The organism is Pseudarthrobacter raffinosi (genome assembly GCF_023913835.1).
Classification (GTDB): Bacteria; Actinomycetota; Actinomycetes; order Actinomycetales; family Micrococcaceae; genus Arthrobacter; species Arthrobacter raffinosi.
On sequence record NZ_JAMXBG010000015.1, the window covers coordinates 72,356 to 92,550 of the forward strand.

Below are 20,195 nucleotides of genomic sequence, written 5' to 3' on the forward strand. Positions count from 1 at the left end.
TCAGATGCGCGTCGTCAGCGAGGGTGTTCCTAGGACGAGTGCGGCATCTGCGGGCGGCCGGTACGGTGCACGGCCGTGACTGCAGCCTCATGGCCCGCCCGGCCATGGTCTGAACCCTGCTCCTTGGGGTGCCGGTGCTTGCCGTTGCCGTCCGGCCAGTGGTGTTCGCCGGCCATCGCCGCAGTCACCGCAAGGGTGGCCGGGTCCGGCATGGACGGGGTGTCCATGGCTGCCGCGAGATGGTCCGCGACCTCCGGTTCGATCCTTGCTCCAGCATGTTTTTCAGCCATTTTTTCTTCCTTCCGCAATGAAATGAAGTGTTTACCAATGGTAGGTCTGGCGTGCTGTCCGGGCGCTGGATTTACCAGCGGACCTTCTTCTCTGCCGGGCCCTGCTTGCCGCTGACATGGGTGGGCTTGTGGTTCTTGCCGACGCTCTGCAGCCCGGCGTCGCCGCCCCTGGATTTGCTGGCCAGCATGGCCCGCTGCGCTTCGGTCAGCCCGGCCCGGATGCCCTTGGCTTCGGCATCGTCCTGCGCGGATTCGGGCTGGCTGGGAGTGTTTTCAGTCATTTGGTGGAACCTTTCTGAGGAGAATCAGTGTGTCTGACGAGATCAGCATGGACGGGGCCGGTGGTACCAGGCCGCAGGCGTCCGCCTACTCAAAAATCAGTGTTCCCATGAATCAACAATAGGCAGTTTCAGGCTCGGTTGTGAACCCCCGGTTTCCGGCCTGTACATGGGGCCGAGTGGCGGCCGGGAACTGGTGCCCGAACGGCCGTGGCGGCCGTCACTTTTCCCCGGGTTTCAGGGGAAAAATGGCGCAAAAAAGGGGTCGTGAACAAAAAGATTCCGTAACGATGGGCCCCAACCGCCCGAATCCCAATGATGACGGGGCGAGAGCAGCCAAAAGAAATCCCTGAAAACCGGTGGAAACCCTCTCTAAGGAAGGCACTTTACGGTATAAAACTCTCATTTGCCATGGAATCCGCGTAAAATTGAAAGCCTGCCCAGAGCGGGGCAGCTACAAGTCGCAAGCAAATGACCTCCATAGGAGTCGCCCAAATGCCCACAGACCGAAGCACGACCGACTCTTCAGCAGGCGTGAACAACGCCAGCCGACCCAACGATGCAGTACCAAATAGCGCACTGCCAAGTGCGCGTAAACCGAAGATCCTTGCGCGTCGCCGGCTCAAAGAGTCCGACGTGAATGTTGTAAACCAGCCCATGCTGAAAAAAGCGCTCGGCGGAACCATCGTGGGTAACACCATGGAGTGGTTCGACGTCGGCGTATTCGGCTACCTGATCACCACCATGGGACCTGTCTTCCTTCCCGAGGCCGACAAGTCCGTCCAGACGCTGTTCCTGCTTGGAACGTTCGCTGCCACCTTCATTGCCCGTCCACTCGGCGGTGTTGTGTTCGGCTGGCTCGGCGACAAGATCGGGCGGCAAAAGGTCCTCGCCGCAACACTGATGATTATGGCTGCCAGTACGTTCGCCGTCGGGCTGTTGCCCGGGTACGCCCAGATCGGCATCTGGGCCGCTGCGCTGCTGGTAATCCTGAAGCTTGTACAGGGCTTCTCCACCGGCGGTGAATACGCAGGCGCCACCACGTTCGTGAGCGAATACGCCCCGGATAAGCGCCGTGGATTCTTTGCAAGCTTCCTGGACATGGGCAGCTACCTCGGCTTTGCCCTGGGTGCGGCGCTGGTTTCTGTCCTGCAGCTGACCCTTGGCCAGACAGCCATGGAGGAATGGGGCTGGCGCATACCCTTCCTCATTGCAGGCCCGCTGGGCCTCATCGCCATCTACTTCCGGAACAAGATCGAGGAATCCCCTCAGTTTCAGGCCACCCTGGATGCCCAGGAATCCATCGGGCAGGCCGCCGCAGCAGCTGACGTGGACGCCGCCAAGAGTCCGGTCGGAATCGTTAAGGCCTATTGGCGCTCGCTCATCGTGGCCATGATCCTTGTGGCCGCTGCCAACACCGCCGGGTACGCCTTGACGTCCTACATGCCGACATACCTCACGGAGTCCAAGGGCTACGATCCCGTCCACGGCACACTGCTGACCATCCCCGTGCTGGTCATCATGGCCTTGTGCATCCCGCTGACGGGCAAGCTGTCCGATCGCATCGGCCGCCGGCCGGTCCTCTGGATCGGCGCCATCAGCACCGTGGTGCTGGCTACGCCGGCGTTCCTGCTGATCGGCGTCGGTGACGTCTGGTCCACGCTGGCAGGCCTCTCGCTGATCGCGTTCCCAGTCACGTTCTATGTTGCGAACCTCGCCTCGGCATTGCCCGCACAGTTCCCGACAGCCAACAGGTACAGCGCCATGGGTATCGCCTACAACTTCGCAGTTGCCATCTTCGGCGGCACCACGCCGTTCATCGTGGCCGCGCTGATCACGGCGACCGGCGATGACATGATGCCGGCCTACTACCTCATGGCGACCTCAGCCTTCGGGGTTGTGGCCATCTACTTCCTGAAGGAATCAGCCAAGCGTCCGCTGCCCGGCTCCATGCCCAGCGTGGACACCCAGGCAGAGGCCAAGGAACTCGTGGCCACCCAGGATGAGAACCCGCTGATCGACCTGGCCGACATGCCGTTCGAATCCCAGGACGTCACCGATGCCGCGGCCATTAAGGTTCCGGCCGGAGTCTAGGCACCACAGTCTAAGCACCGCAACAACAAACCGGCCTGACCGGGCCGTCTTGTAGCCCGCGCTCAAAGGCCCGTCCCGCGCGCTTTCCTTGGGGGAAGCACGCAGGGCGGGCCTTAGCCGTGCCCGGCGCCGCCCTTCCGGCCATACCAACGCGACGCCCTGTGACCCAGCTAATGGCCAGCATTCCGGGCTTCTGCTAATTTTCGAACAAGGGCTTGAAGAATAGGTGGTGTTGGCTGTGCGCAGAGTCATGGCCCATGCCCGCACGCTGCACGCCCTGGGCCCGGCGAACAACGACCGGCTCTCGGCCGTTCGGGTTGCCCTCAGCGTGGCAGTGCCCTCCCTGGTACTCCTGGCCATCGGCCGTCCCGAGCTGACGATGTACGCAGTGTTCGGTGCCCTGACCGGCATGTACGGACGCTCGGAATCCCACCAGCTTCGACTCAAGCACCAGGCGCAGGCGGCAGTGGTCCTGATCAGCGGCATCACGGTGGGCGTGTTCCTGTCCGTCAACCACCTCCACTCCTGGTGGCTGGTGCTCGTGGAGGCCGTGCTGGCCGGTGCCGGTTCCCTTTTCTCCGACAAAGTGCGGCTCAGGCCGAATGGACCGTTCTTCGGCATCCTGGCACTCGGGGCCTGCGCCTCGGTCCCGACGAGCGTGCCGTTCCTGACGGCCGTGCTGATCGGTGCGGCCTCGGCCGCGTTCTCGATCGTGGTGGGCTTCGCAGGCTGGCTGCGGGTCCGGGCCTGGGAGGCGGGCGCCGTGCGTGATGTTCCGCGTCCCAGCAGTGAACTCCGGCAGGCCGCGCTGGTCCACGCCGCCCGCTATGTCCTGGCCGTCGGTGCCGCCGGAACCTGCGGCGTCCTGAGCGGCAGCGGCCACCCGCACTGGGCCATGGCCGCGGCCGCCGTCCCGCTCGCGGGGGCCGACCTGCCCAGCCGCGTCCACCGCGGGATCCACCGCATCGTGGGGACGTTCGTCGGTTTGGCGTTGGTCGCCGTCGTACTCTTTCCTGGGCCGTTGTCCCCGCTGCAGTATTTCCCCGGCCACACTGCCGCCGTGCTGGCGCTGCTGGTGGTCGCATTCCAGTTCCCCACCGAACTCTTCATGGCGCGGCACTACGGCTGGGCCATGGTCTTCTTCACGCCGGTGATCCTGCTCATGACGCAGCTTGCCGCGCCCGTGGACCCGGGTCTCCTGGTCACCGAACGCGCGGTGGAGACCTTTGTGGGCGCCGTGATCGGCATCGCCGTGGTGGTCGCCATCCGCGCACCGCGGAGGGCTACTGCTTCGGACGCCGCGGCGGTCCGGACGTAAACCGCGCCGGCAGCACACGCGAGATGGCGGCCACCAGTTTGTAGCGTTTGGTGGGGATCGAAACGCCCTTGCCGCGGGCGTTGTCAGCCAGGCCGTCCCGGACCACCCAGTCCGCCCGCAGCCACATCCAGTGCGGGGCGACCGACTTTTCCATGCCCATGCGGTCATGGAATTCGGTGTGCGTGAATCCCGGGCACAGTGCCGTGACGTGCACGCCTCTCGGTCCGTAGGCCAGGTTGGCCCAGCGGCTGAAGATGACCTGCCAGGCTTTCGCAGCCGAGTAGCTGCCGCGGTTGGCGAAAGCCGACACGCTGGCCACGTTGATGATCCTGCCGGAGCGCCGCTCCAGCATCCCCTGCAGCGCAGCATGGCAGAGCTCCATGGGGGTCTGCACGTGCAGGCGAAGGTGTCTTTTCTCGTCCTCCAGGGAATTTTTTTCGAACGAGTGCAGCAGCCCGATCCCCGCATTGTTCACCAGGACCTCAACCGGCCGCGCCGCGTCCGTGAGGCGCCCGACGACGGCGGCCACACTGGCGTCGTCCGTCAGGTCGGCGGGCAGCACCTCAGTGGAAACGCTGTAATCACGCTCGAGTTCGTCAGCGATCTGCTGGAGCCGGGCGGCGTCGCGGGCCACGAGCACCATGTGGTGGCCTTCCTGCGCGAGCTGGCGGGCGAACTCCGCTCCCAGCCCTGCGGTTGCCCCTGTTACGAGCGCGGTGGTGGGTGTCTCCATGCGCCCAGACTAGCCGTGTTACGGCGCCGGCGGCTGGTGCAGGCCGAAGGTTGAGCCCTGATCGTCCTTGCAGAGCTTGAATCTTCCGTACTCCGCCGGGTCCTCGTCACCCAGTTCCGCGCTGTCCGCCGAGCCGCCAAGTTCACGCACCCGGGCCAGGGCGGCATCCATGTCGTCCACCCGGAAGAACAGGTAGGGCACCGCGCCCTTGTCGCCGCCGTGCAGCCCGCCGGGGATGCCGGGGGTGCCGGGGGTGCCGATTATGGACCCGCCCTCATCGGACGGTCCAGGGCTGAAGTCCCAGCCGAAGAGCGCGCCGTAGAACGCCCTGCCCCGTTCGGGATCTTCGACTCCGATTTCAAAGAACGCTGGTTCGCCGGCCATGGCTTCTCCTTTTCAGGTGGAGTCAGATGGGTCGAGTGGGGTCCATCGGACGAAACCACCGTAAACCCCCACAGCACCCCGGTCGAGAGTCAGCGGGCCCGCTCAGGAACTTGGAAAAAAGGTCTTTGGTTTGTGTCGATCCGGCCTCGCGCCATTCGACCTATGGATGAGAAGGTCGAAGGGCGACCTTCCACAACCAAGGAGAAGATTGAGATGGCCAAGTACATGCTGATCATGCGGGAAACCGACGAGTCCCTCGCGAAGTTCACGGACGTCGACTTCGACGAGGCGATGAACGCCATGGGCAAGTTCAATGACGAACTGATCCGCGCCGGCGTCCTGCTGGCGGCCGAGGGCCTGGAGGATCCGAAGGAGGGCGTTGTGGTCGACTTCACCGGCGAAACACCGGTGGTCACAGACGGCCCCTACGGAGAAACCAAGGAACTGTTCGGCGGCTTCTACATCCTCGATGTGGCCTCGAAGCAGGAAGCCATCGAGTGGGCGAAGCGGGCGCCGCTCACGGCCGGCCGCAAGACCGAAATCCGCCGCGTGCCCACCATCGACGAGTTCCCGCAGGACAACGAATGGATCCAGAAGGAACGCGCCTGGCGCGAGCAGACCGGGCAGCTGTGACCGGGCAGCTCTGACCGACACATCTGACCGTTTATGAGCGGTGCTGAGGCGCGGGGCGCCGTCGAGGCGGTGTGGCGGATGGAGTCTGCCCGCATCGTCGGCGCCCTGGCCCGCTATACAGGCGACTTCCCGCTGGCCGAGGATCTCGCCCAGGAGGCACTCGCCGAAGCACTCGTCTCCTGGTCCGTCAACGGGATACCCGCCGAACCCGCCGGCTGGCTCCTCACCACAGGCCGCCGTCGTGCGATTGATACGTTCCGCCGGCGGGCGGCACGGGACGAAAAGTACGCCCTGCTGGCCAGCGACCTCGCGGCGGAGGAGCCAGGAGCGGACACCTTGTTCGACTCCGATGCGATCGACGACGACGTGCTCGCCCTGATGTTCATCTCCTGCCATCCGGTGCTGGCCAAGGAAGCCCGGATCGCGTTGACGCTACGCGTAGTGGGCGGCCTGGGCAGCGACGAGATTGCCAAGGCTTTCCTGGTCCCGGTGGCGACGATCCAGGCACGCATCACCCGTGCCAAGAAGACGCTGGCCGCCGCGCAGGTGCCTTTCGCGGTGCCTGAGCCGCACGAGCGGGCTGAACGTCTTAGCTCGGTGCTCAACGTCATCTACCTGATCTTCACGGAGGGCTCGTTTGCCTCGGGCGGCGCGGAATGGATCCGCACGGACCTGGCCGGCGAAGCCCGCCGACTGGCCCGTGTACTGGTGCGCATCTCGCCGGAGCCCGAGGTGTTCGGGCTGATTGCGCTGATGGAACTCACCGCCGCGCGGTTCCCGGCCCGGCTCGATGCGTCGGGCCGCCCGGTGCTTCTGGAAGACCAGGACCGACGGCGGTGGGACCAGGCCGCGATCCTGCGCGGACGTGCGGCGCTGGCCCGGGCCACGGGATCCGGACGCGGGTTGGGTGCGTACGGTCTCCAGGCTTCCATCGCTGAGTGCCACGCCGTGGCTCATTCGGTTGCCGAGACGGACTGGCAGCGGATCGTCATCCTCTACGAAGCCCTCGGCCGGCTGGCCCCTTCCCCCGTCGTCGAACTCAACCGTGCGGTCGCCGTCGCGATGGCCTCCGGCCCGGCGGACGGACTGGAGCTGGTGGAGGCCATGGCCGCACGGGGAGAACTGGCGGGCTCGCACCTGCTTCCCGCGGTCCGTGGCGAGATGCTCACCCGGCTCGGCAGGTGTGACGACGCACGGTCCGCACTCCTGCAGGCCATGGCGCTGTGCGGAAACGCCGCCGAGCGCGCGGTGCTGCAGCGCAAGGTGGACGAGCTCAGCTGACCCCGGGGTGGGCCGCGGTCCAGCACCGAGCGCGAACGGACACTTAAGCCTCCGCCCGCCCCGCCGCCGGATTCTGCTCCATCATTCCTGCAAGCCCCGGGACCGGGCCCGGAATCACCGGCCCACCTGGCCGAAGCCTGCGAATGATGGAGCAGAATCCGACGCTACGCGAACCTGGCGAGCGGGTTGGCGAGCCGGCCGGCCATCTGCAACCCGCCTGACGGGTCGGTGAGGTCAAGCATCTGCTGGTTGTTCCGCAGCTGCAGCCGGTTAAGGCACGACAGTTCAAAGTCAGGGGCGAACAGGTCGTGGCGGGCGAACTGGTCCGCGAGCTCCGGGTGTTCAGCCTGGTACTCCTGGATGACCCGCGCGGCCGTGCACCAGAACTCCTCCTCGCTGAGTTTCCCGTCCTCCACCAGCAGGGCACCGAGGAAGCGGAAGATGCAGTCGAACACATCCGTAAAGATGGCCAGCACCTTTTCGCCGTCAGGGATATCAACCTGGATCCTCGATACCTCCTCGGGCAGGTCCAGCCGGCGCCCCATCACCACGATTTCCTCGGCGATGTCCTTCATCACCGCACGGACGGGCACACCGTTATCCAGCACCAGGATCACGTTCTCGCCATGCGGCATAAAGGCGAGTTCGTACCGGTAGAGGCAGTGGACCAACGGGACGAGGTAGGCCTCGAAGTAGCGGCGCAGCCATTCGGCAGGCTCCAGTCCGGAGCGCTCAATCAGGGCAGACACCATCGGTTTGCCGGTCGAATCGACGTGCAGCAGGGACGCCATGGTGGCAAGCTGCTGGCCGTCCTCCAGCAGCGGGAGCGGACTTTCCCTCCACAGCGCGGACAGCATCTTCTGGTACGGCGAGCCCTTGGCGGACGCGGCCTCGTAGTAGCCGTTGTGGTAGCCGATGGCCGCGATCTCGCTGATCATGGCCAGGCCGCGTTTCTGCAGGGCTTCGTCTGATCGGATCAGGTCCTGCAGCCAGTCGTTGATGGCGGGGGTTGCCTTCATGTACTGCGGCGAGAGTCCCCGCATAAAGCCCATGTTCAGGACGGACATCGCCGTCTTGACGTAGCTCTTGGCGGGCGCGGCCGTGTTGAAGAACGTGCGGATGGACTGCTGGGCCTGGTAACTGTTGGCACCGGTCCCCAGATGGATGATGTGCTGCTGGGCGATTTCGGCAGCGAACGTGACGGTGAGCTTGTTCTCCCACTGCCACGGATGCACCGGCATCAGGAAGTACTGGGCGGGGTCCGCGCCCTGCGCCGCGAAGTCGCTGTCAAAGGACTGCAGCGCGGCGGCGCCGAGCTCGGCCTCCAGGTGGGCGCGGTAGTCCAGTCCGGCGCTGGCGGTGAAGACAGCCTTGCTGCGGTGCACCCCGATCCATTCCAGGCGGACGGAGGCTCCGGTCTCCGGCGCGAACGCCCGGTAGTCACTGATGCCAAACCCCAGCCTGCCGTTGTTGGCCACGAAACACGGGTGGCCCTCCGTCATGCTGCGTTCGATGGCCTGGAAGTCGGCGGCGGGGTCCGTGCCGCCGGTGACTCCTGCCGCGAGTTCCTCGGCGGACGGCTGTCCCAGCCACTGCTTGTAGGAGTGGCCGGCCAGGGTGCTGCTGATCTCTTCAAGGTAGACCGGGAGCATCTCCTCGCGGATGCCCAGGGTGTCCCTGAACTCGGTGATGAAACGCAGGGCGTCCGGGGCGGCGTCCTCGCCGCTGCGTGTGCAGTGGATCGAAGCGGCGTCCACCGACCAGTGCTCCAGCTCAAGCACGCGGGCCGTGAACGAGTACGCCGTGAGGCCGTCGTCGCTGCGGACCACGTACACCGCGGGCTCCTCCGGACCCGTGGCACCGCTGCCGGAGCCCAGGCGCTGCGGCTCCAGGATGCGTTCGTGCAGGAATTCCGCGAGCGCCTTGCGGACCAGGTGGCGGTTGGCCGCCGCCCAGCGTTCGGGTGCGAGGTGGGGAACAGTGTTGGCGGTGCTGTCCGATATTTCGACGACGGCGGGGTCCAGCTCGATGATGGTCACAGTGATTCTCCCTGATGGATCGGGACGGAAAGGTCATGGGAAGGGACTCGGGGGTGGCCCAGCGCTGCGCGGGCGGCGAGGTGGTCCTGGCGTGTGCAGAAGCTGAGCAGCGCTTCCTTGTCCGGCAGGGTGACAACCTCCGCCGGCTGGAAGCCCAGCCGCTCGTTGAGCACATGGATCTTGGAGTTCTTGGCGTCTGGTTCAACCACCACGCGTTCCACTCCCGGTTTTTCGAACAACCGCTCCAGCACGGCATCCATCACCGCGGCGGTGTACCCCGGTTGGGGGTCTCCCGACGGCGGCGCCACCAGCAGGTGCATGCCAATGTCGCCCTCCTGCACGGCATAGATCGCGGCCAGCGGCGAGGCGGCCGGCAGGTATTCCTCCATCAGGAAGGCGGGGACGCCGTCGTCGTTGATCCCCAGCAAGGCGTGGTGATGCCCCGTTGCCTGGATTCTCGAGTATTCCTCCACAACCCCGTCAACTGTGGCGGACAGCATCCCCCAGAACGACGCGTACGGCTGTGTGACCCAGCTGTGGAGGAGTGGTGCATCGGTAGCGGCGTCAACACAGCGGAACGAGAAGCTCATGCGGACACCCATGCTTTTCCTGTTGAGAGCGCTTCGGCAGGTTCGGGCAGGCCATTCGGCGCGCCGAACTGCTGGAACGCGATGCTGCGCTCCACCGGGTAGACCTCGCGGCCGGTGATCTCGCGCAGGATGCACGAGTTGCGGTAGGCGGCCATGCCGAGGTCCGGGGTGACAAAGCCGTGCGTGTGCAGCTCGGCGTTCTGGACGAAAATTTCGCCGGGTTCGACGCCGGTGCTGTAGTTGCGTGCCACGGCGAACCGGCCGGCGGAGTCCCTGGCAATCCGGTCCTGGATTCCGGCCAGGAAGTCCGGCTCCCGGTAGGTGTAGCCGGTGGCCAGGACCACGGCTTCGCTGTCCAGCACATAGTCCGAGCCCTGCTCCTCGTGCCGGAGCTGCAGGGTGTGGGAACCGGTGGCCTGATCCCAGGCGGCGCCGGTGAGCGACGAATGGGTGAGGAGCTGGGTGTCCACCATGCCGGAGAGGCTCTTGGCGTACAGGAGGTCGTAGATGGCGTCGATCAGCTCGGAGTTGATGCCTTTGTACAGGTTCTTCTGGCTCTTGATGAGGCCGTCGCGCTGGCCCTGCGGCAGCCCGTGGAAGTAGTCCACGTACTCCGGCGAGGTCATCTCCAGGGTGAGCTTGGTGTACTCCAGCGGGAAGAACCGCCCGGACCGGGTGACCCAGTTCAGCTGGTAGCCATAGGTGTCGTTGTCCTGCAGGAGCTCGTAATAGATTTCCGCGGCGCTCTGGCCGCTGCCCACGATGGTGATGCTCCGCTTGGCCTGCAGCTCACTCTTCCGCGACAGGTAATCGGCGTTGTGGAGGACAAGTCCCCCGCCGCCATCAGCGGCCGCGTCGACTATTCCGTCACAGGACGCCGGCACGTACGGCGAGGTGCCCGTGCCCAGCACCAGCCGCCGCGCCAGCAGCACCTCAGGCCCGTCCGGACCTTCCATTGAAAGGCGGTATACGCCGGCGTCGTACGTTAGATCCAGCACAGCCGTGCTAAAACGGACGGACCGCAGCTGGCCGGCCACCCACTGGCAGTACTGGTTGTACTCGGCGCGCAGCGGATAGAAGTTTTCGCGGATATAGAAGCGGTAGAGGCGCCCGGTCTGCTTGAGGAAATTCAGGAACGAATACGGCGACGTGGGGTCGGCCAGCGACACCAGGTCCGCCATGAACGGCACCTGCAGGTGGGCCGGCTCCAGCATCATGCCCGGGTGCCAGTCGAAGGATTCCCGTTGCTCCAGGAAGACGCCATCCAGCCCGTCCACCGGCTCGCTGAGGGCGGCGAGGCCAAGATTGAAGGGCCCGACGCCGATGCCGGCGAAGTCGAAAATGCGCGGTTCGGTGGAGGTGCTCATGGGGACACCTCGCTGGTGCTGTTGTTGGTGTTGGCGCCGGACAGCAGCTGCACGCCGGTGCTGCGCAGCAGCTCGATGATCTCGCTGATGTCCTCCAGGGTTGCTTCGGCGTTGAGGAGGGTGAACTTCAGGTAGTGCCGGCCGGCCACCTTGGTGCCAGCTACGACGGCCTGCCCGGACGCGAAAACGGCCGCACGGATGGCCGGGTTGAGGGTGTCGGCCGCATCCTCGGAAAGCCGGCCGTGAGCGTCGGTGAGGCCGACATCGGCAAAACCGGCGCCGGTAAGGGCAGCAGCGCCGGACAAAGCACCGGAAACCCGGGGCCGGTACCGGAAGACCAGCGTGCTGAGCTGCGGAGCGGCGGCGAGCTCAAAGTCGTCGTCGGCGGCCAGCACTGATCCCACCCGGGCTGCGAGATCGATTGCTTCATCAAACAGGGCGCCGATCGCATCCGCGCCCATGATGCGCAGGGTCAGCCACAGCTTGAGCGCGTCAAAGCGCCGGGTGGTCTGGATGCTTTTGTCCACCTGGTTGGGGATCTCGGCCAGGGCGGCGCTTTCCGGGTTCAGGTAGTCCGCGTAGTAGGTGACGTGCTGGAGCATGGCGCGGTCGCGGACCAGCAGGGCGCTGGAGCTAACGGGCTGGAAGAACGTTTTGTGGAAGTCCACGGTGACGGAGTCGGCCAGGCGGGTCCCGTCCAGCAGGTGGCGGTAGCGGTTCGAAACCATCAGCCCGCCGCCGTAAGCCGCGTCAATGTGGAACCAGGCACCGTAGGCGCGGGCCAGGGCCGCGAGGTCGGCGAGCGGGTCCACCGCACCGAAGTCGGTGGTCCCGGCGGTGGCCACAACCGCCATCGGCACCAGCCCGGCGTCGTGCACTTCCGCCATGGCCTCGGCGAGCGCGGCCGGGTCCATCTTGTGGTCCGCGGCGCATGGGACGGAGATGACGGCGTCGAAGCCCATGCCCAGCATGGACGCGGACTTCTGGATGCTGAAGTGGCTGGCTGCTGAGGTGAAAATCCGGAGCTTTTCCAGCAGCGCGGGCAGCCGGAGTCCGGCGTTGGCCGGCTCCTGCCGCAGCCCGGCGACGGCGTGGTTGCGCGCGATCAGCAGCGCCTGCAGGTTGGACTGGCTGCCGCCGGAGGTGAACACGCCGTCGGCTGCCGCCCCCAGCTGCAGCCGTTCGGCGGTCCAGTCGATGAGCCGGCGTTCGATCATGGTGGCCCCGGCGCTCTGGTCCCAGGTGTCCATCGAGGAGTTCACCGCGGACAGGATGGCCTCCCCCACCAGCGCCGGGATCACCACCGGGCAGTTCAGGTGGGCCGCGTACTTCGCATCGTGGAAGTAGATGGCGTCCCGGAGGTACACGGTCTCCAGCTCTTCCAGGGCCGCGGCGGTGTCCGGGAGCGGCTGGTCCAGGTCAACGGCGCCGATACGCGCCTTCATTTCGGCGGGCCCGACGCCGGTAAAAGGCCGGGTGGTGCGGTCGATTTTGGTGGCCACGGCGTTGACTCCCTGCAGCACCTGCGCCACGTACCGGGTGGAGTTCCTGGTGTTGAACAGATGGTTGGTGGCAGCGAGGGCCAGCTCCACGCGGGAGCCGAAATCCTGCCCCTGCAGGGTTTCGCCCTCCCGATTTTCATCCACGTACATCTCATCAACACGGGGCAGCAGCGGCACAGTGGTCATCCTTAGTTCGACGTTGGGGTTGTCTTTAGCAAGGTAAGCCTTACTTAGGTGAACCTTTTCGTCAAACTTTAGTGACTTATTTATCTTAAGCCGCCGGATACGGGCGTTCTTCAGGTCGCGGGCGCTTCATTGACTGGCCCCGATCGCGAATCGGGTGCAAAATACTCCGCGCGAACGGACACTTGAGGCCCTCCGGAGGGAGTTTCCGGGGGCTTAAATGACCGTTCGCGCTGGTTCGAGGGGCTTAAATGACCGTTCGCGCTGGTTCGAGGGGCTTAAATGACCGTTTGCGCTAGTTGTCCGGCCAGTCGATGTGCTGTTCGTAGCCCCCCTCATGGGCGCGGAGGTAGCTGGAAATGAACGGGCAATGCGGGATGATGCGCTTACCCGAAGCCACCACGTCGTCGAGCGCGAAGTGAGCCAAGACCTTGCCCAGTCCCTGGCCCTTGAAATCCTCAGCGGTGTCGGTGTGGAGGAAATCCACGTGTCCGGGCAGGTCCCGGAAGAAGGACTGGACGGCGATCTTTCCGCCCACCCGCAGCTCGTAGCGGTGGTGCACGTCATCCCTGGACAGCGAGACGTCGGGGCTGAACTTGTCCTCTGTGGAAATCATGTTCTCAGTCATGGTTCGACATTGGCACTACTTGGCCCCGCTGGCAATGGCCCGTCACTCTGGCTGCCGGCGTGGTCCACCCGTTCGGCACCGACATCGCCGGGGACACGTTCGGGCATCCGGCCCAGCAGCAGGACGGCCAACACAAAGCATGCTGCACCGCCTCCGAGCAGGCCCAGCGTCAGGCCGTTGAGGGCAGCGTCCGCCACCGGAATGAAGACGACGACGGCGGCCGTCACCACCGCGGCGGCGGGCCGGCCGCGGGTGTGGACGGACGCCGTCGGACGTTCCTCAAGGTGGCCGAACGCGGCCAGTACCGGGAGCAGCAGGGCGACAACCCCCAGGAGGACGAGCGGCCGCGCCCACCACCATTCGGCGGTGCCTGCCCCGGGCTTGGGGAAGTCGGTGAGGAGCAGGAGCCCGGACATAGCCGCGAGCAACGGCAGGTGCCACAGGTACACGGTCATGGAGCGGCGGCCGGCAACCATGACCACCACGCGGATCCAGCGCACGCCGGAAACCCAGCCGAGCGCCGGCCGGAAGAGCTGGAGCGCGGCAGCCTGGGACACGCCCAGGAGCAGCAGGCAGAGGTTGGGCGGGTTGAGGTTGACCAGCATGTTTCCGGAGTAGAGACCCAGGCCAGTGACCAGCCCGAGCACCAGGTTGGCTGCCAGGATGAGCCCCACCAGGCCGGAGCGCGTGAGCCTGGCGACGTGCCCGTCGGCCACCAGGAAACCAAGCTGCTGCACGGCGCACCACAGGAAAACAAGATTTGCGTAGGCGAGGATGGGCAGGGCTCCGCGGAAGCAGTCGATGGCCACCACGAGGGCCGCCAGGACCGCAACGGTCAGCCAGGGCGCGCGCTCATGGAACCGGGCCAGGAGCGGGATGTTGAGCTGGGCGGCCAGGTAGGCGGCCAGGAACCACAGGGGCATGCCGGCCCCGGTGGCCATCAACTGAACCACCTGGGGGTCCACCCCGAGCAGGAGCGCCGCCGAAAAGCCCAGGAACATCACCGCCAGGAGTGCCGCCGCCGGGCGGACCAGCCGCAGCAGCCGGGCCTGGGCAAACTCGACGCCCGTACCGCCGCGGGCTCTCAGCCGCTGCCAGGACTGGAGGCCGGTGGTGCCGCCGGTCACGAAGAACAGCGGCATCACCATGAAGATCCAGATCACGGGCTCGAACCACGGCTGATCGCCCAGCGTATTTTTGGAGGTCACGGTGCCGTCCCCTTGCAGGACGGGGCTGACCATCATGCAGTGGCCCACCACCACCAGGGCCAGGCAGACGAACCGGACAAGGTCGATCACGAGGTCGCGCCGGACCGCCTGGTCACTGTGCGGGGCTGGCCCCTTCACACCACTCACGTGCAGTCCCTACAAGCGCCGATGCTGTTGTTGACTCAATTGTCCGCCCGCGATGCGCTTCCGGCCAGAAACGGGCACAACGTCGCCTCAGCAGTGGTCGCCTCAGGAGCGTCAGTCAGCCAGCAACGGCCAGCAACCCCAGCACGACGGCGAGCAACGGCGTCGTGCCCTGCAGAACCGCGGCGCGGAGGTACTTTTTCCCGCTGAGTGCCAGCACCGCCGCGGCGAGCAGCATGGAGCCGCAGCAGCTGAAGATCAGCGTCCAGCCCACCACGTGCTGCGCGGAAGCGTCGGGGCCAAGCGCCACGCAGCCCACCCCGATGATCGCGCCGATGGCCAGGAACAGGTTGTAGAAGCCCTGGTTGTAGGCGAGGGGTTTGGTGGTCTCGGCGTCGGCCTGGGAGGCGAGGCCGAAGCGCTTCCACGTGGCCGGCGTGGTCCAGGTGAAGGATTCCATGGTGAAGATGTACACATGGAGCGCCGCGGCGAGGAAGGCAAAAAGCAGGGAGGCCAGGATCATGTGCTGATCCTAGCCTCCCCACAACTCAGACGAGCGTCAGCGGGTGAGCATGCCCAACGCCGACGTGGCGAATTCCCTGGCCGAGGTGTTCCAGCGGCCCAGCAAGCCCTGGAGGTTCTCGCCGTCGGCCCGGTGCGCCGGCAGCTGTTCCTGGAGCGCGGACAGCACGCCGGTGCGGAGCTCGGTATTGAAGTTCACTTTGCCCACGTTCATCGCGGCGGCCTTGACCAGCTCCCCCACCGGAATGCCGGACGCGCCGTGGAGCACCAGCGGGATGTGGGTCCGCACGGCAATGTCCTGCAGGACGTCCCAGCGCAGCTGCGGCTCGCCCTTGTACTTGCCGTGGACGTTGCCCACCGCAACAGCCAGGAGTTCCGCGCCGGCCCGGGCCACAAAGTCCTCCACCTGGGCAGAGTCCGTCAGGCCGGCCACTGCCACACCGGCTTCGTCGGCACCGAAGGCGCGGTCCTCGTCGCCGGCCAGGCCGCCGAGTTCCGCTTCAAGCACGACGCCGGCTCCCAGCACAGAGCGTGCCTCACGGACCAGCGCAATGTTGTCCTCATACGGAAGGGACGAGCCGTCCGCGAGGACCGAATCCGCCCCCGCGGCGACGGCGTCGGCCATCACTTTGAGGTCCGTCGCGTGGTCCAGCTGGACCACCACCGGAACGGATGCGGCGTCTGCCAGCCCGCGGAGCGCGGCGATCAGCCGGAGGCCGTTGGACGTGCCAGCCGTTTTGGGGGCCACCAGCAGGATGACCCCGCGGCCCGCGTCCTCGGCAGCGCCCACAACAGCCAGCGCTGTGGTGAAGTCGTAGCAGGTGAAGGCGGGAACGGCCGAGCCCTGCTGGAGGGCGGCGGTGACCAGGTGGTCGAGTCGGGTGCGCATCAGACGCTCAGGCCTCCCACGAGGATCCAGGCCACGTAGGTCAGGATGAAGCCGGCCACGCCGAGGACGGTGGTGAGGACGGTCCAGGTCTTGAGGCCGTCCGAGACGGTGAGGCCGTAGTAGCGCACCACGGTCCAGAAGCCGGCGTCGGTCACGTGGGACAGGCCCAGCGAGCCGAAGCCGATGGCGATGACGATGACGGCGATCTGGGCCGGCGAGTAGCCGCCTTCCATCACGGCGGAGGTCAGCAGGCCGGTGGTGGTGACGATGGCGACGGTTGCCGAACCCTGGGCTGCACGCAGGGCCAGGGAGATCACGAAGCCGAGCACAATGACCGGCAGGCCCAGGTGGTCCAGCGTCTGGGACAGTGCAGCACCGATGCCGGAGGTCCGCAGGACCTCACCGAACACGCCGCCGGCCGCGACAACCATCAGGATGGACGCGATGGGAGGCAGGGCGCCTTCGAAGATCTCGCCGGTTTCCTTCAGGGACCAGTTGCGGCGGACCGCCAGCAGGAAGAAGGACAGGGCAACGGCCACCAGGAGGGCGAAGAATGGGTTGCCGATGAAGGCAGCCAGGCCGTACCAGGAGTTGTCCTTGGGGATGGTGAGTGTGCCCAGGGTGCCGATGAGGATCTGCACGATCGGCGCGGCGATGAGGAAGATGATCAGGGCCGGACGCGGCGGGGCGATGCCTACGGCGCCCGGGCCTTGGTGGCCGACCTTGACCAGGGAGTCGGAACCGAATTCGTCCACCTGGGCCTTGACGCCGGGGAGGAGCTCGTACTCCTTGCGGTTCATGATGCTGGCAACCCAATAGGACAGGAATCCGAGCGGGACGCAGATGAGCAGCGAGATCAGCGTGATGAGCCCGATGTCGGCGCCGAACACTCCGGCGCCTGCCACGATGCCCGGGTGCGGCGGCACGGCGACGTGGATGGAGAGCATAATGCCGGCCATCGGCAGGCCGAACTTGACCGGGTGCACGTTGGCGATCTTCGCAAAGGCGTAGACGATCGGGACGAGCACAATGATGCCCACCTCGAAGAACACGGGGATGGCCACCAGGAAGCCGACGGCGGTGAGCGCCACCGCTACGCGCTTGGCGCCAAGCTTCCCGGTGAAGTGCGCGGCCAGCGACTGGACGCCGCCGGAAACCTCGATCATCCGGCCCAGGACGGCGCCGAGCGCGATCAGCAGGGCCACCTTGCCCATGGTTCCGCCCACACCGGTGGCGACGACGGTGAAGACGTCCTTCAGCGGGATCTGCGAGGCCACGGCCACTGCGATGCTTACGGTCAGCAGGGCCACAAAGGCCTGGATCTTCAATCGGATGATCATCACCAGCAGGACGGCGATGCCGATCGCCGCGATGGTGAGGAGCAGCGGAGTACCCAGCTCCACCGCGGGTTTGATGGCGGGGGCGTCGGCCGCCCGCACCATCAGCGAGTTAGTCAGGGGGTTCATTGCGGTGTCTCCTTCGACAAGCCAGTCTTCCAGAAGACGGGCTGGCGGGCGCTGTTTCTTGTGCTTTGTGAACGCTGGAAGATACGACGACGGCGGAGGGGTGACCGCCGTCGTCGTACGTTTTTTGGGGGCGCTTTAGCGGAGGTGAAGTGGTGGTGCCTAGGCGGTGCGCTTGGTGGGCGCGACAACCTTGATGACTGCGGAATCGTCGGCGGCGGCGAGGCCCTGGGCCTGGCCCAGGAGGTACAGCTGCTCGGCGGCGGCGGCAACGGGGGCTGCCAGGCCGGCGGCGCGGGTGGCCTTGCCCACGATGCCCATGTCCTTGACGAAGATGTCCAGGCGGGACAGGACCTCTGCGCCTTCCTCGGTGTAGGCCTCGAGGATGCGCGGGCCGCGGTTGGAAAGCATAAACGAACCTGCCGCGCCGGCTTCGAGGGCTGCGAGGGTCTTGGCCTGGTCCAGGCCGAGCGCGTCGGCGAGGGCCATGGCCTCGGCGGCGGCCGCGATATGGATGCCGCAGAGGAGCTGGTTGACGGTCTTGAGGGCCTGGCCGTCGCCGGGCTTGTCGCCCACCACGGTGAGCGTGGAAGCTAGCAGTTCGAGGGCAGGGCGGGCCTTCTCCTGGGCCTCGGGGGAAGCGCCGACGACGATCAGCAGGTCGCCTTCACCGGCGCGCTTGGGGCCGCCGGACAGCGGCGCGTCCACGAGCTCAACGCCGTATTCGGCGAGGCGTGCCACGGTGGCGGGGATGGCTTCGGTGCCCACCGTGCTGCCGAGGATGACGACGGCACCCGGCTCGAGTACGGAGGCCACGCCGTTCTCGCCGAAGAGGACGTCGTTGAGCTGCTCGCCGTTGCGGACCGCGAGGAGCAGTGCATCGGCGCCCTTGGAGGCTTCCCTGGCGGAGGCGAAGGTGCGGATGCCGGCTTCTTCGGCGAGCTTCAGGCGCGGCTCGGCGATGTCGAAGCCGTGAACGGTGAGCTCGCTGGCCAGCCGGGTGGCCATGGGCAGGCCCATGGCGCCGAGGCCCAGGACGGTGATGGTGTAGTTGCTGGTCATGGTGTTCTTCCTTGAATACTGGCGGGATTAGAAGGTGCTGCTGAGCTTGCGGGTGACGTCGGCGAGGGACTGGTCGTCGCCCACGTTGCCGGCGAACACGATGTACGGGATGCCCTTGGCGGGGCCGTCCACCGGCTCCCAGAGCGAGACGATGCCCGGCAGCATGGGACCGCGGACAATGGCGTGGCGGATTTCCAGGCCGTGGGCGGCGACGTCGGAGGACGTGATGCCGCCCTTGGCGATGACGAACCGCGGCGGGAAGGTTTTGAGGGTCCGGTTCACCACGGCGACGACGGCGGCGGACACCGTGCGCGCGATCCGCAGGCTCGCTGCGGCGTCGTCGGTCTTGATCAACAGGCGGCTGGTGTGGACGATGACGTCTCCCCCGTGGAGCGCCTCCACGACGGTGTCAACGGTCTGGTCGAGGTGTGCCGCCCCGGCGTCGTTGAGCAGCTTCTCGACGTCAATCTCCACAATGCGCGCTGCGCCGTGCTGTTCGGTGAGGGCCTTGAGCTGGCGGGTGGTGACGCCCACGTGGGAGCCCACCACGATCAGGCCGCCGGCCTCGGACGGGTTGTTGCCGGCGTAGGCTTCAGCGCCGGTGAGCGCGGTGCGGATTTCCTGGCCGATCCGGGCACGGACAAACGGCGGTCCCACGCGGTAGAGGAGCTTCTTGCCGCGGCGTTCGGCTTCTTCCAGGCCCAGGGACAGGGCGCGGAGATCGTTTTCGGTGACAATGTCAGCGACGATCGGCGTGGAGTTGGTGGCAGGCTCGATGGCGTCGGCGATGGCCTCGGCGGTGATCTGCGGATCGGCAGAGGCGCGGATGATGTTCAGGTCCAGGACAATCACGGATTCGGCGGCGAAGCGGCCCTGTGACTTCTCTTCCACGTATTTGGTCATGTCCGAGTTGGCGAAGCCGAAGCTGGCGTCCTTGGCGAATTCGGTCTCGGCCACGGGGGTGAGCTTGCCGGCGTCGTCCCCGGTGCCGCGCATGTAGTGCACGCCGCCGATGGTCACGCGGCCGGCATCGGGGAATGCCGGAACCAGCACAACGCCGTCGGTGGCTTCTCCGCTGACGTCAGCAACAGTGGCCGCAATGACGTCGGGCTCCAGCGGGTAGTGGCCACGGAGGGTGGAGTCGCTGCGGCTCACGAACCCCAGCCGCAGGCTGGAACCGGCACTGGCATCTGCGGAACCGGCGGCGGCCAGTGCGTTGCGGACCACTTCCTCGTTGCGGGCTGCGGCTTCTGCGGGGTCCAGGCTGCGGGTGTTGGTCAGCACGTACACGGCGGGCTTCGCCTGGCCAAAGGCCCAGATGAAGTCCTCCACTTCCCAGCGGGTAAGCACGGGCAGATCCGCAACGGACTGCGTTCCGGTGGGGTCGTCGTCGAGCACTACGAGCATCCGGGGGGTCTCCGCGCTGGACGCGGCGACGGCGTCGGCAACCAGGCGGGCGGGAATCCGGACTTCGGCCGGGAAGGCGGCCAGGATGTCTGCTTCAAGCGTCACAGTGCACTCCGTTGTGTGGAAATCTAAGTATCGAGGTAACTGTAAGATGTCTGACATCTAACATTTCAAATAGTG

At 66.2% G+C, this 20,195-nt stretch carries 19 protein-coding genes; 4 read left to right on the top strand and 15 right to left on the bottom strand.

What is annotated here, in order from left to right; translation table 11 throughout:
• Nucleotides 1-29: 29 nt before the first annotated feature.
• Together NG697_RS14845 and NG697_RS14850 are read right to left on the bottom strand one after the other, a co-directional pair.
• Nucleotides 30-290 (bottom strand): hypothetical protein, encoded by a 261-nt coding sequence (locus tag NG697_RS14845; protein ID WP_252600640.1) that lies wholly within the window; start codon nucleotides 288-290, stop codon nucleotides 30-32.
• A 71-nt stretch (nucleotides 291-361) separates the two neighbouring features.
• On the bottom strand, nucleotides 362-571 hold the full coding sequence (locus tag NG697_RS14850) for a hypothetical protein (protein WP_252600642.1): 210 nt from the start codon (nucleotides 569-571) through the stop codon (nucleotides 362-364).
• A gap of 492 nt (nucleotides 572-1,063) precedes the next feature.
• Here NG697_RS14850 and NG697_RS14855 point away from each other — a divergent pair, with 492 nt between their 5' ends.
• Together NG697_RS14855 and NG697_RS14860 are read left to right on the top strand one after the other, a co-directional pair.
• Nucleotides 1,064-2,662 (top strand): MFS transporter, encoded by a 1,599-nt coding sequence (locus NG697_RS14855; RefSeq protein WP_252600644.1) that lies wholly within the window; start codon nucleotides 1,064-1,066, stop codon nucleotides 2,660-2,662.
• 250 nt (nucleotides 2,663-2,912) lie between these two features.
• Nucleotides 2,913-3,980 (top strand): FUSC family protein, encoded by a 1,068-nt coding sequence (locus NG697_RS14860; protein ID WP_252610786.1) that lies wholly within the window; start codon nucleotides 2,913-2,915, stop codon nucleotides 3,978-3,980.
• On the opposite strand, the gene NG697_RS14865 is transcribed toward NG697_RS14860, so the two are convergent.
• Together NG697_RS14865 and NG697_RS14870 are read right to left on the bottom strand one after the other, a co-directional pair.
• Nucleotides 3,946-4,713: an SDR family NAD(P)-dependent oxidoreductase gene (locus NG697_RS14865; RefSeq protein WP_252614561.1), complete on the bottom strand. Its 768-nt coding sequence runs from the start codon at nucleotides 4,711-4,713 to the stop codon at nucleotides 3,946-3,948. The two genes, NG697_RS14860 and NG697_RS14865, sit on opposite strands and share 35 nt — an antisense overlap.
• An 18-nt stretch (nucleotides 4,714-4,731) precedes the next feature.
• Nucleotides 4,732-5,097 (bottom strand): VOC family protein, encoded by a 366-nt coding sequence (locus NG697_RS14870; protein ID WP_252614562.1) that lies wholly within the window; start codon nucleotides 5,095-5,097, stop codon nucleotides 4,732-4,734.
• Between the two features lie 213 nt (nucleotides 5,098-5,310).
• Between NG697_RS14870 and NG697_RS14875 the strand changes: the two genes are divergently transcribed.
• Together NG697_RS14875 and NG697_RS14880 are read left to right on the top strand one after the other, a co-directional pair.
• Nucleotides 5,311-5,730: a YciI family protein gene (locus NG697_RS14875; RefSeq protein ID WP_056347932.1), complete on the top strand. Its 420-nt coding sequence runs from the start codon at nucleotides 5,311-5,313 to the stop codon at nucleotides 5,728-5,730.
• 33 nt (nucleotides 5,731-5,763) lie between these two features.
• Entirely contained in the window at nucleotides 5,764-7,011 is a 1,248-nt protein-coding gene (locus NG697_RS14880; protein WP_252614563.1) for an RNA polymerase sigma factor, read from the top strand.
• A gap of 164 nt (nucleotides 7,012-7,175) precedes the next feature.
• Here NG697_RS14880 and NG697_RS14885 read toward each other — a convergent pair whose 3' ends face one another.
• The 11 genes from NG697_RS14885 to NG697_RS14935 form a co-directional block, all read right to left on the bottom strand.
• Nucleotides 7,176-9,050, bottom strand: coding sequence for an IucA/IucC family protein (locus tag NG697_RS14885; protein ID WP_374209933.1), 1,875 nt, complete (start codon nucleotides 9,048-9,050; stop codon nucleotides 7,176-7,178).
• Nucleotides 9,047-9,640 carry a GNAT family N-acetyltransferase gene (locus NG697_RS14890; RefSeq protein ID WP_252600651.1) on the bottom strand — a complete coding sequence of 198 codons (594 nt, stop codon included), beginning with the start codon at nucleotides 9,638-9,640 and terminating at the stop codon, nucleotides 9,047-9,049. The genes NG697_RS14885 and NG697_RS14890 overlap by 4 nt, the downstream gene beginning before the upstream one ends.
• On the bottom strand, nucleotides 9,637-11,007 hold the full coding sequence (locus NG697_RS14895) for a lysine N(6)-hydroxylase/L-ornithine N(5)-oxygenase family protein (protein ID WP_252614564.1): 1,371 nt from the start codon (nucleotides 11,005-11,007) through the stop codon (nucleotides 9,637-9,639). The genes NG697_RS14890 and NG697_RS14895 overlap by 4 nt, the downstream gene beginning before the upstream one ends.
• Nucleotides 11,004-12,659, bottom strand: a complete 1,656-nt coding sequence (locus NG697_RS14900; protein WP_252614576.1) for a pyridoxal phosphate-dependent decarboxylase family protein — start codon at nucleotides 12,657-12,659, stop codon at nucleotides 11,004-11,006. Before NG697_RS14900 ends, NG697_RS14895 begins: the two co-directional genes overlap by 4 nt.
• A 328-nt stretch (nucleotides 12,660-12,987) precedes the next feature.
• Nucleotides 12,988-13,320 carry a GNAT family N-acetyltransferase gene (locus tag NG697_RS14905; RefSeq protein WP_252600653.1) on the bottom strand — a complete coding sequence of 111 codons (333 nt, stop codon included), beginning with the start codon at nucleotides 13,318-13,320 and terminating at the stop codon, nucleotides 12,988-12,990.
• The gene (locus NG697_RS14910; RefSeq protein WP_252614565.1) at nucleotides 13,317-14,675 is read right to left on the bottom strand and encodes an acyltransferase family protein; all 1,359 of its coding nucleotides are present in this window, start codon (nucleotides 14,673-14,675) and stop codon (nucleotides 13,317-13,319) included. The genes NG697_RS14905 and NG697_RS14910 overlap by 4 nt, the downstream gene beginning before the upstream one ends.
• A gap of 115 nt (nucleotides 14,676-14,790) precedes the next feature.
• The gene (locus NG697_RS14915) at nucleotides 14,791-15,195 is read right to left on the bottom strand and encodes a DUF1304 domain-containing protein (RefSeq protein ID WP_252614566.1); all 405 of its coding nucleotides are present in this window, start codon (nucleotides 15,193-15,195) and stop codon (nucleotides 14,791-14,793) included.
• 36 nt (nucleotides 15,196-15,231) lie between these two features.
• Entirely contained in the window at nucleotides 15,232-16,083 is an 852-nt protein-coding gene (locus tag NG697_RS14920; protein ID WP_252614567.1) for a class II fructose-bisphosphate aldolase, read from the bottom strand.
• Complete coding sequence (locus tag NG697_RS14925) at nucleotides 16,083-17,549, bottom strand: GntP family transporter (RefSeq protein ID WP_252614568.1); 1,467 nt, start codon at nucleotides 17,547-17,549, stop codon at nucleotides 16,083-16,085. Before NG697_RS14925 ends, NG697_RS14920 begins: the two co-directional genes overlap by 1 nt.
• 159 nt (nucleotides 17,550-17,708) lie before the next feature.
• The gene (locus NG697_RS14930; protein ID WP_248763110.1) at nucleotides 17,709-18,608 is read right to left on the bottom strand and encodes an NAD(P)-dependent oxidoreductase; all 900 of its coding nucleotides are present in this window, start codon (nucleotides 18,606-18,608) and stop codon (nucleotides 17,709-17,711) included.
• 27 nt (nucleotides 18,609-18,635) lie between these two features.
• Entirely contained in the window at nucleotides 18,636-20,120 is a 1,485-nt protein-coding gene (locus NG697_RS14935) for a four-carbon acid sugar kinase family protein (RefSeq protein ID WP_252614569.1), read from the bottom strand.
• Nucleotides 20,121-20,195: the final 75 nt, after the last annotated feature.